Raw genomic sequence first — 10637 nt, 5'->3', positions numbered from 1 at the left:
TCGGCCGAGGTCGCGCAATCTGCTGCGCCACGCCCGCGCGCCCGACAGTTCGCGCGACCTCCGCGCCACGCGCGCGGCGTTTCGTGCGACCTCGGCGCCGAGCGCGCGGCATGCCGTGCGGCTTGGGCACGCGCCGCCCACGCGACCGGACCCACGCGCCGAGAACGGCCCGTCAGGCGGTCGGGGACTCCACGGTCGTGACGGCGCCCGTCGCGCCCGGGTGCTCGTAGTGCGCACGCACCAGGATCGGGCGGTGGTCGGAGATGCCCGCGGGCAGGGTCTCCACGCCGGCGATGTGCAGCCCGACGCTCGTCGCGAAGTCGAAGTGCCCCGTGAACTTGCGGTAACGCAGGTACGTCGGCTGGTCGGAGAGCGACAGCGCGAACCCGTGCTGCTCGATCTTCCGGCGCAGGTTCGTCTGGAACCACGGGTAGTTGAAGTCGCCGACCATGATCGCCGGGGCGTCGTTCGAGAGCTCGCGGACGAACTGGTGCGCGGCCTCGATCTGCTTGCGGCGGAGGGAGTTCGTCGCGGTGAGGGGCGAGGCGTGGAAGGACGCGACGATGACCTCGGCGTCGACCTCCTTGTCGCGCAGGTGCATGGCGATGAGGCGCTCGTGCGCGGGCGCGAGGACCCGGTCGTGCAGTGACTTCTGCAGGGAGTGGATGCTGAAGTCCTCGACCTCGAACCGGTCGTCGCGCTTGTAGATCGCGAGGCCGAGTCGGTTCGCCTTGGTCGACGCGGCGAGGGAGAGGCCGGCGACCGACGGGGCGAGGTCGTTGCTGTCGCACTCCTGCACGCAGATGACGTCGGCCTGCGACGCCTCGGCCAGGGCGGCGAGCTCGCCGTTCGCGGTGTGCTCGCGGAGGTTGTAGCTGACGACGCGCAACCCGGTCGGTTCCACGGCCGTCTCGGCTGTGATCGTCCCCTGCTGCTCTGGCGTGGCCATGCTGCCTTCCTGTTCCGGGCGTCTCTCATCGCCCTGCCGCGGCAACCGTACTCGGCCTCCGCGGACTGTTGCTGAGACTGTAGCGCGGCCCGGGTTTCGTGCGTGTGACCGCGGGGAGAACGGACGATGCGCCGTCAGGCCCGGACGCGGCGTGCGGGACGGACGGTCTCGCCGGCCGTGCGGCTCATGAGGACGCCCTCGACGCACGCGACGACGAGCAGGACGGCGATGACCAAGAACGCGGCGTCGTACGGGCCGGAGCCGCCGAGTCCTGACGCGGCACGGATGACCACCGCACCGACCGCGACGCCGAACCCGGCCGCGGTCTGCTGCAGTGTCGAGGACAGCGTGTTCGCCGGGGTCATGTCGGCCTGCTCGACGTCGGCGAACGCGATCGTGTTGTACGCCGTGAAGCCGACCGACCGCGCCGCGCCGCTCACGACGAGGAGCACGGCGAGGAGCCAGAACGGGGTGTCCTCGGTCATGAACACCATCGCCACGACGCTCAGCGCCGCGACCGCGCTCGACACGATGATCACCGGCCGGTACCCGAACCAGCGGAGGAACGGCGTCGTCATGGGCTTGATGCCGAGGTTGCCGACGAAGACCCAGAGCACGGCGGACCCGGCGAGCACGGCGCTCCACCCCCAGGCGTCCTGGAACAGCAGCGGCAGGACGAACGGCACGGCGGAGACGGCCAGGCGGAACAGGCTGCCCCCGGCGTGCGACACGCGGAAGGTCTCGAGCCGGAACGAGTCGAGTCCCATGATCGGGTGCGGAGCCCGGCGGAAGTGCCAGATCGCGAGCCAGCAGCAGACTGCCCCGACGATGCCGGAGACCACGACCGCGAACACCGGCACGCGGTCGAGGGCGAGCAGGGACGCCATGACCACGAGCGACCCGAGGCCGAAGCAGGCGAGCAGCGAGCCGAACCAGTCGAACGGCACTCGTTCGGACGCGCGTTCCTGCGGCACGAGGACGAGCGCGGCGACGAGCGCGATGACCCCGAGCGGGATGTTGATGAGGAAGATCCAGTGCCACGACAGGGTGTCGACGAGCACGCCGCCCACGAACGGCGCGATGATCGGCGCGGCGAGGGCCGGCCAGGTCAGGATCGCGATGGCCGTGACGAGCTGGTCGCGCCCGGCGCTGCGCAGGACGACGAGCCGGCCGACGGGGACCATGAGCGCCCCGCCGAGCCCCTGCACGATGCGCCAGAGGGTCAGTTCGACGAGGCCGGTCGAGAGGGCGCACAGCGCCGAGGCGAGGGTGAAGAGGGCGATCGCGCCTGCGAACACCGTCCGTGACCCGATCCGGTCGGTCAACCACCCGCTCACGGGGATGAACACCGCGAGGGTGACGAGGTACGCCGTGATCGCCACGCCGATCGCCGCCGAGTCGACGCCGAGGTCCCGCCCCATCGCGGGCGCCGCCGTGGCGAGGATGGTCCCGTCGAGGAGCTCCATGAAGAAGGTCCCGGCGACGAGCACGGCGACGGCCGTGCTCCCCCGTGGTCGTGTCGTCATCGTCGTCGTCATCGCACCGGAAATGCTATGCCCGATCGGTTTCCGTGACGTCCGGGATCGGCGCTGACGGGATGGCGTTCTGCACCGCAGAATGAGCAGGACGAGCGCGTTGCCCCCGGACCCCGGCGACCGGGAGCGTGGGGGCACTGCAGACGCACAGGAGGATCGATGACGACCAGACCCGGCACGGTCACGACGAAGGGCGCCCCGGACCCGGCAGCGCCGGAGCGCCGTCACGTCCTCGACCACGCGTACCTGCCGGTGATGACGCTGCGCGAGTCGGCCCTGGCGAACAACACCGCGGTGATGCAGGCGTACGTCGAGCGGCACGGCCTGCTCTTCGCACCGCACATGAAGACGCACATGGCACCGGCGCTGGCCGCACGTCAGGTCGCCGCCGGCGCGTGGGGCGTCACGGTCGCCTCTGTCCAGCAGGCGATGGTCGCGTGGGAGCACGGGATCCGCCGCATCGTCGTCGCGAACGAGGTCCTCGACCCCACCGGCCTGGCGTGGCTCGCCTCCCGCCGCACCGCCGACGCGGACGCCGACGTCCTCTGCTGGGTCGACTCCCCCGCGGGGGTCGAGGCCGGCCGCGCGGCACAGGACGCGGTCGACGGCGACCTGCACGTGGTCGTCGAGGTCGGCTTCCCCGGCGGACGTACCGGGGTCCGCACCGCACAGCAGGCTCGCGAGCTCGCGCAGCTCGCTCACGACCGCGGACTGTCGCTCCGCGGAGTGGCCGGGTACGAAGGCGGCCTGCCCGACGTGCAGACAGCCCGGGTGTACGTCGAGGGCGTGCTCGCCGTCGCGGCCGACGTCCGTCCGCTGGTCGTCGCCCCGCGCGCCCTCCTCAGCATGGGCGGCAGCGCCTGGTTCGACGGCGTGGTCGACGCGGTCGCCGCGCGCCCCGACGACCTCGACGTGCTGCTCCGCTCCGGCGCGTCCCTCACCCACGACGACGGCTTCTACGCCGAGCGCACCCCCTTCGGCCGTCATCCGGAGGAGGGCGCGCTCCTGCCCGCGATCGAGGTCTGGGGACGGGTCACGTCGTGCCCCGAGCCCGGCCTGGCGTTGGTGGCGGTCGGCAAACGGGACATCTCCTTCGACGAGGGACTGCCGGTGGTCCGTTCGGTCCGCCACGGCGGCCCAGGAGGCATGGCGGGCGTCCGTCCCGTCGCCCCGGCTCCCGGGGCGGTCGCCGTCACCCGCCTCGACGACCAGCACTGCTACCTCGCGCTGGCGGACGGGGCACCCGGGCTGACGCCCGGCGACGTCGTCGTGTTCGGCATCTCGCATCCGTGCACCGTCTTCGACAAATGGCGGCAGGTGACGGTCATCGACGACGACGAGACCGTCGTCGAGACGATCGCGACGTGGTTCTGATGCGCGCAACCACCCCCGTCGTCCCGTCCGCCGATGACGCTCCGGCGCGGAACGCCGCCCTGTCGCTCCGGCGCGGCCTGCGGCTGCTCGACTCCATCGCCGACCGCACCCGGAACGGCGAGCCCTCGGTGTCGCTGTCGGCGCTCGCCACGGAGCTCGGCACCTCGAAGTCGACCGTGCTCCGCCTGACCGCACCGATGCTCGAGAACGACCTGCTGCGGCGCACCGCGGACGCCGGCTTCACCCTCGGGCTCGGCGCACTGCTGCTCGGGCAGAGCTACCTCGAGGGCATCGACCTCCGTGCGGCCGCTGCCCCCTTCCTGCGACGGACCGCCGAACGCACGGGGCTGACCTGTCACCTCGTCGTGCCGGACGGCACCGACATCGTCTACGTCGACAAGGTCGAGACGCGGGGAACGGTCCGGATGGGGTCGCGGATCGGCAACCGCCTGCCGATGCGGAACACGGCGTCGGGCAAGGCGATGGTGGCGTTCGGTGAGCCGGAGCTGCTCGACCGGGTCCTCGCCGAGCCGGCGACGGCGATGACCGAGCACTCCATCGTGGACGACGACCGCTGGCGTGCCGAGATCGATCGGACCCACGGTCGCGGCTACGGCATCGACGACCGCGAGAACGAACCTGACATCCGCTGCGTCGCCGCGCCGGTGCTCGACCACGCGAACCACGTCGTCGGGGCCATGAGCATCTCGGGACTCGCGTCCCGGTTCCCCGCAGCGGCCGTTCGGGAACTCGGCGACGGCGTCGTCCGGACCGCGCTCGAGATCTCGGTCGCGCTCGGCTCGTCGTCTGCCCAACTCGCCCTGGCGAAGGGCACCCGGTGACCGGCCGCGTCCTGACGTTCGGGGAGACGATGCTGCTCCTGACGGGCGGGGACACGGGAGCCGTCCCCGACCTCGACCACATGCGGGTGGACACCGGCGGCGCCGAGAGCAACGTCGCGATCGGCCTCGTCCGAGCGGGGGTCCCGACGACGTGGATCGGCCGCGTCGGCACCGACCCCGCCGGGGACCGCGTGACGCGTGACGTCCGGAGCGAGGGCGTCGACGTGGTCACGGTGCCCGACCCCGATCGATCGACGGGCATCATGATGAAGGAGCGCCTGGCCGACGGGCGCACCCGGGTGACCTACCACCGCCGGGGGTCGGCCGGATCGGCGCTGCGGGCGAGCGACCTGCCGGCGAGTGCCGTCGAACGCGCTGCGCTCCTGCACGTGACGGGCATCACCCTCGCCCTCTCGGACGACGCCCGAGCCACCGTCGAGGCCGCGCTCGACCGCGCGGAGGCCGCCGGTGTCCCGGTGTCCTTCGACGTGAACCACCGACCCAAGCTCATCGACCCGGACACCGCGCGATCGCGCTACCGGGCGGTCGCCGCACGGTCGTCGATCGTGTTCGCCGGCGACGACGAGGCCCGCCTCGTGCTCGGGCTCGGTGAGGACGAGGGTGACGACGAGACGCTCGCGCACGAGCTGGCCGCCCTCGGCCGGGGTCGTGCCGTCGTCAAGCTCGGCTCCCGGGGTGCGGTGGCGTCGGTGGACGGCGTGTTCCTGCGGCGCGAGGCGACCCCGGTGCGCGTCGTCGACCCCGTCGGTGCCGGGGACGCCTTCGTCGCGGGATGGCTCGCGGCGGCCCTCGGCGGTGCCCCGCCGGCCGAGGCGCTCGACCGTGCCGCCGACGCCGGTGCGCTCGCCTGCACGGTCGAGAGCGACTGGCGTCGACCGGACCCGGCCGCACTGCTCGACCCGACCACCCCCACGGACGTCGACCACGCCGTCCACGACCGCGTCGACCGCTGACCGAGGAGACGAAGACCATGCCGAACACGACCAGCACCGACCCGTCCGCCCCGCCCCGCCCCCGGCATCGGCACGCCGCGGGCCCCGCGATCGCGATCCTCCGCGGCGGCACGGGCGACCACGTCGAGGACGTCGTCGCAACCCTGGTGGACGCCGGAGTGCGAGCGATCGAGATCACGACGAACACGCCCCGCTGGCGCGAGGGGATCGCCTGGGCCGCCGAGCGCTACGGCACGGCCGCGTCGATCGGGGTCGGCACCGTCCTCGAACCACGACAGCTCGACGAGGCCGCCGCAGCAGGTGCCGTGTTCGCGGTGAGCCCCCACCTCGACGCCGACATCGGGGAACGGGCGCACGAACGCGGTCTCGGCTGGTACCCGGGCGCCGCCACGCCGACCGAGATCGTCCGCGCCTGGCAGCTCGGCGCGCGCGCGGTCAAGGTGTTCCCGGCCGCGCAGCTCGGCGGCCCCGCGTTCCTCAAGCAGGTCCTCGCCCCGCTCGACTTCGTCGACGTCATCCCCACGGGCGGCATCGGCGTCGAGGACGCGTCCGAGTACCTGGCGGCCGGTGCCGTCGCCGTCGGCCTCGGGTCACCGCTCGTCGGTGACGCGCTGACGACCGGCGACCTGACGGCCCTTCGCAGCCGCGCCGAGCGACTCGTCGCCGGGCTCGCACGGTGACGTCGGAGGTCCTGCTCACCGGCGGCTCCGTCGTCGACACGGACGGCACGGCGCACCGCTCGGACGTCCTCGTCCGCGACGGCCTGATCGTCGAGCGAGGGGGTCCCGACGAGCGCCTGCGGGCCGGGAGCGGCGCCACGGTGGTCGACTGCACCGGTCGGCTCGTCGTGCCCGGGTTCGTCGAGGCGCACTCCCACGCCGGGTCGCTCGTGTTCGACGAGACCGTGCAGCTCGCCCTCCTCCGGCAGGGCGTCACGACTATCGTCACCGGACAGGACGGTGTCGGACCGGCACCGGGTGACGGCTCGTGGGCCGGACGGTACTTCGCGGCGATCGACGGACCCCACCCGACTTACCGCGGCGGCGGCATCGCGGGACTGCTCGCGACCTACGACGGCACGACCGCGATCAACGTCGCGACCCTCGTGCCGGCCGGCACCGTCCGGCACGAGGTCACGGGCGACGACCCCGCCCCGGCGAACGCCGCCCAGCTCGACGCCATGCGTGCCCTGGTGCGACAGGGCATGGCGGACGGCGCCGTGGGACTCGCGACCGGCCTCGACTACGTCCCCGGGCTCCACGCAGACACCGACGAGATCGCCGCCCTCGCGGCCGAGTCCGCGGCCGCCCGGGGCACCTACGTGACGCACATGCGCGGCGGCTACGAGACGAACGCCGGCGCCGGCATCGCGGAGATCGTCCGCATCGTGCGGGCCGGCGGTGGCCGTGCCCACGTCTCGCACCTGCACGCCCCAGTCGACCTCGCCCTGGCGGAGCTCGCCCACGCCGAGGCCCAAGGCGCCCCGCTGTCCTTCGACGCCTACCCCTACTCGCGCGGCTGCACGATCCTGTCGATGCTGCTCCTCCCCGCGGCTCTGGCACGGCCGGGCGCCGAGGACCTCGCCCGGGCGCTCGCGGTCGACGGTGGCCGGGCCGCCGTCCGTGCCTCGGTGCTCGAGCGGGTCCTGGGGCGTGCCGACCTCGGCCCGGGCTGGGCCGAGCAGATCACGCTCTCGCACGTCCCGGCGCCCGAGTTCCACGCGCTGCAGGGCCGCACCCTCGCCGAGGCCGCCACGGCCACGGGGACGGACCCGGTCGACCTCGCGCTCGACGTCCTCGTCGCCTCGGACCTGCAGGTCACGGTCGTGATGCGCGTGCCGCACCCGAGGACGCCCGAACAGCTGGCGGAGCTGTTCCGCCACGGCGGCCACACCGGCGGGTCCGACGGCATCTTCGTGGGGACGCACCCGCACCCCCGGGCGTACGGCACCTTCGCGCGGTACCTCGAGGACTACGCGCGTCCCGGGCTCCTGACCTGGTGGGAGCTCCAGCAACACCTCTCCGCCCTGCCGGCCGAGCTGTTCGGACTCGGGCACCGCGGCGCGGTCGCACCCGGGTGGGTCGCCGACCTCGTCGTCGTGGACCTCGAGCGGGTCCGGGCCCGATCGACCTACGCCGAACCGATGCTGCTGGCCGAGGGCATCGACGACGTCCTCGTCGCGGGCGTCCCCGTGCTGGCCGACGGCGTCCTGACGCACGAGACCCCCGGTGCGGGCATCCGACGGACGGAGTGGAGCCGTCCGGGCGGTGCGCGCGCCGGGGGTCGATGAGGCTTCGCTCAGCGAGCACGCCGAGCGATCACGCCGTGGGCAGCACCGCCACGACGTCGATCTCGACGAGGATGTTCGCCAGGTGCGACTGCACGGTCGTCCGGACCGGGTACGGCTGCGAGAAGTGCTTGGCGTACTCCTCGTTGAAGGCGGGGAAGTCGCGGTCGGAGTGCTCGAGGTGGACGGTCGACTTGACCACGTCGTCGAGCGTGGCACCGTGTTCGGCCAGGACGGCGGCGATGTTCGCGAGCACCTGGGCGGTCTGTCCGGCGACGTCGTCGGCGATCTCGCCCGTGGCCGGATCCTGCGGGCCGAAGCCGGCCGTGTAGAGGAAGCCGTTCGCGACGATCCCCTGGCTGTACGGCCCGGCGGGCTTCGGTGCGTTGTCGGTCACGATGGCGGTCTTGTTCGGCACGGTGCTCCTCGGTGTCGATCGGGATGGGTCGGACGTCATCACGGGCACCGACCGCGCCGTCGCGGCCGGAGGACGACGATCCCAGGCTAGGTGAGCGCCCCGCGCCGACCCCGGCCACCCGCGTCACGCATTCCGGCCTGCAGAACGCGAGTCGCGCCTCCAGGGCCACAGCCGTGAGGGACACACAAGCAACGGCCGTCTACGCTCGTACCGTGCCCTCTGCCATGCCCGAACACCGCGGAGCGCCGCGGTGAGCCGCCTGGACGGGGCACTGACGGAGTCGATCGCGAGCGGACGTCGTCGTGTCCTCGACCTCGCGACCGCACTGCCGGCGTGGGCCGCCGTGCTCCTGGTGTGGACCGGCGGGCGCATCGTGTCGACGTTCTGGCTGGCCCTCGCGTACCCGCTCATCGGGCGAGCCCTGCCCGCGAACGCGATCTGGGGCAACGACCACGGCTTCCTCACCTTCCTGACGGCGTGGGACGGGCAGTACTACGAGCAGATCTCGGTGCACGGGTACCCGACCACCCTGCCGCTCGACGCCGCCGGACACGTGGCCCAGAACGCGTGGGCCTTCCTGCCGGCGTTCCCCTTCACGATCCGGATGCTCACCGCGTCGACCGGGGTCCCGTTCGACGTCGGTGCACCGGCGATCGCCCTCCTCGCCGGACTCGTCGCCGCGTACCTGCTGCACCGCCTCGTCCGTGACCGTGCGGGGTCGGCGGCCGCGATGTGGGCGGTCTTCTTCTTCACGTGCGGGCCGCTGTCGTTCCTGCTGCAGGTCGGGTACGCCGAGAGCATGTTCCTCGCCCTCGTGTTCGGCGCGCTCCTCGCGCTCGAACGCCGACGGTACGGGCTCCTCACGCTGCTCGGGGTCGTGGCCGCGTTCACCCGGCCCGGGGCCCTCGCGATCCCGCTCGTGCTCGGGGTCGTCGCACTCGTGCGGTGGGTCCGAGCGCGTCGGACGGAGGGGGTCCGCTCGATCGACGCGTTCCCCGTGGTGGAGCGGGTGCGGGTCGTGGCGGCCGGGGTCGTGATGGTGGCCGCCGGGTTCGCCTGGCCGGTGATCGCCTCGCACGTGACCGGGTCGCCGAACGCCTACCTCGAGACCGAGATGTCCTGGTGGGTGAACTTCATCGGGCGGGTGGACTTCATGCCGCTCACGCCGTGGTTCCTCATCGCCGCCCGGTGGTTGGGCGTCGGCGGGATCCTCATCGTGGTGTTCCTGCTCGTGTCGTACCCGGTCTGGCTGCTGCGTCGGTCGACCCGGCGCCTCGGGTTCACGACCGTGGTCTTCTCGGCCGCGTACGCGGTCTACATCTTCGCGGTGTCGCTGCCGATGGCCTCGACGCCGCGGCTCCTGATGCCGCTCGCGCCCCTGTTCGGATCGCCCGAGCTCGTGTCGAGGCCCTGGATGCGGTGGACCCTCGTGGTCTGCGCCGTGCTCGGGCAGCCGGTGCTCGTCGCCGTGCTGTGGCTGCTCGGCCCGCCGTGAGCACACGGACGACGCCCGGCACCCGCGGTGTGCGGGGTCCGGGCGTCGTCGTGCCGGGCGCTGGCGCGCCGGGCGTCCGCCGCCGGGCGTCAGGGGTCCGGGCGTCCGGTCTCCGGGCTAGAGCTCGACCGTGCCGTGGTCGCCGGTGTCCGGCTGGCTCTGCTTGCCGATGGCTGCCTTGAGCGTCTGCACGAGGCTGCCGACCGGACCGGTGTCCTGCGTCCAGTACTCGACCGAGTCACCCTCGACGGTGAGGAGTCGGATCGAGGGGTCCTTCCGGCCGTCCGGGAACCACGCCTCGGCGAACGGGGACCACAGCTCGTCGATGACCGAGTCGTCCTGGCTGACGGTAGCGGTCCCGGCGATCGACAGGTACCCGCCCTGCGACTCGATCGCGACGTTGACGTGTGGGTTCCGGGCGATGTCCTCGACCTTCTCGCTCCCGTCCTGCACGAGGAAGCGGAGTGTGCCGTGGAACGCCTTGTCCTGCACGGCGAGGGGTCGTGCGTGGAGGTGGCCGTCCTCGCTCACGGTCGTCAGGAGTGCCGTGTGGGCTCCGTGGACGATGTCCGAGATGGCCGCGCGCTGGTCTGCCTCTGTGTCGGTCATGGTGCTCCTCTCGCGTCGTGCGCCCCGTTGTGCTCGACGTGCGGCCGGCCCTCGGGGCGCTGTCCGTTGCGGCCAGTCTGCCCCTCGACGCTGAGCGCGTCCGGCGGGCGGGCGGGCGGTGGCGGGCGGCGGGCGGTGCGCGGTGCGCGGTGCG

Annotated in this window: 10 protein-coding genes; 6 read left to right on the top strand and 4 right to left on the bottom strand. The window is 72.9% G+C overall.

The window, feature by feature from the left end; all coding sequences use genetic code 11:
• Nucleotides 1–172 precede the first annotated feature (172 nt).
• Both Q7F20_RS16060 and Q7F20_RS16055 read right to left on the bottom strand, forming a co-directional pair.
• Nucleotides 173–949 (bottom strand): endonuclease/exonuclease/phosphatase family protein, encoded by a 777-nt coding sequence (locus tag Q7F20_RS16060; protein WP_305741074.1) that lies wholly within the window; start codon nt 947–949, stop codon nt 173–175.
• 134 nt (nt 950–1083) lie between these two features.
• Nucleotides 1084–2487: an MFS transporter gene (locus Q7F20_RS16055; protein WP_305741073.1), complete on the bottom strand. Its 1404-nt coding sequence runs from the start codon at nt 2485–2487 to the stop codon at nt 1084–1086.
• Nucleotides 2488–2643: 156 nt separating this feature from the next.
• Between Q7F20_RS16055 and Q7F20_RS16050 the strand changes: the two genes are divergently transcribed.
• The 5 genes from Q7F20_RS16050 to Q7F20_RS16030 are packed head-to-tail and all read left to right on the top strand — an operon-like array spanning nt 2644 to nt 7964.
• Entirely contained in the window at nt 2644–3858 is a 1215-nt protein-coding gene (locus tag Q7F20_RS16050; protein ID WP_305741072.1) for an alanine racemase, read from the top strand.
• Nucleotides 3858–4700, top strand: a complete 843-nt coding sequence (locus Q7F20_RS16045; RefSeq protein ID WP_305741071.1) for an IclR family transcriptional regulator — start codon at nt 3858–3860, stop codon at nt 4698–4700. The genes Q7F20_RS16050 and Q7F20_RS16045 overlap by 1 nt, the downstream gene beginning before the upstream one ends.
• The gene (locus tag Q7F20_RS16040; RefSeq protein WP_305741070.1) at nt 4697–5674 is read left to right on the top strand and encodes a sugar kinase; all 978 of its coding nucleotides are present in this window, start codon (nt 4697–4699) and stop codon (nt 5672–5674) included. The genes Q7F20_RS16045 and Q7F20_RS16040 overlap by 4 nt, the downstream gene beginning before the upstream one ends.
• 17 nt (nt 5675–5691) lie before the next feature.
• Complete coding sequence (locus tag Q7F20_RS16035) at nt 5692–6354, top strand: bifunctional 4-hydroxy-2-oxoglutarate aldolase/2-dehydro-3-deoxy-phosphogluconate aldolase (RefSeq protein WP_305741069.1); 663 nt, start codon at nt 5692–5694, stop codon at nt 6352–6354.
• Nucleotides 6351–7964 (top strand): amidohydrolase family protein, encoded by a 1614-nt coding sequence (locus tag Q7F20_RS16030; protein WP_305741068.1) that lies wholly within the window; start codon nt 6351–6353, stop codon nt 7962–7964. The genes Q7F20_RS16035 and Q7F20_RS16030 overlap by 4 nt, the downstream gene beginning before the upstream one ends.
• 28 nt (nt 7965–7992) lie before the next feature.
• Here the strand turns inward: Q7F20_RS16030 and Q7F20_RS16025 are convergent, their stop codons facing one another.
• Nucleotides 7993–8379, bottom strand: coding sequence for a RidA family protein (locus tag Q7F20_RS16025; RefSeq protein ID WP_305741067.1), 387 nt, complete (start codon nt 8377–8379; stop codon nt 7993–7995).
• Between the two features lie 250 nt (nt 8380–8629).
• On the opposite strand from Q7F20_RS16025, the gene Q7F20_RS16020 reads away from it, so the two are divergent.
• Nucleotides 8630–9874: a hypothetical protein gene (locus Q7F20_RS16020; protein ID WP_305741066.1), complete on the top strand. Its 1245-nt coding sequence runs from the start codon at nt 8630–8632 to the stop codon at nt 9872–9874.
• A gap of 117 nt (nt 9875–9991) precedes the next feature.
• Here Q7F20_RS16020 and Q7F20_RS16015 read toward each other — a convergent pair whose 3' ends face one another.
• Entirely contained in the window at nt 9992–10483 is a 492-nt protein-coding gene (locus Q7F20_RS16015) for a pyridoxamine 5'-phosphate oxidase family protein (protein ID WP_305741065.1), read from the bottom strand.
• Between the last annotated feature and the right edge of the window lie 154 nt (nt 10484–10637).

Source organism: Curtobacterium sp. A7_M15 (genome assembly GCF_030705415.1).
Lineage (GTDB): Bacteria > Actinomycetota > Actinomycetes > Actinomycetales > Microbacteriaceae > Curtobacterium.
Note: the sequence above shows the minus strand (reverse complement) of the source record. Positions and strands in the feature narration are given on the sequence as shown.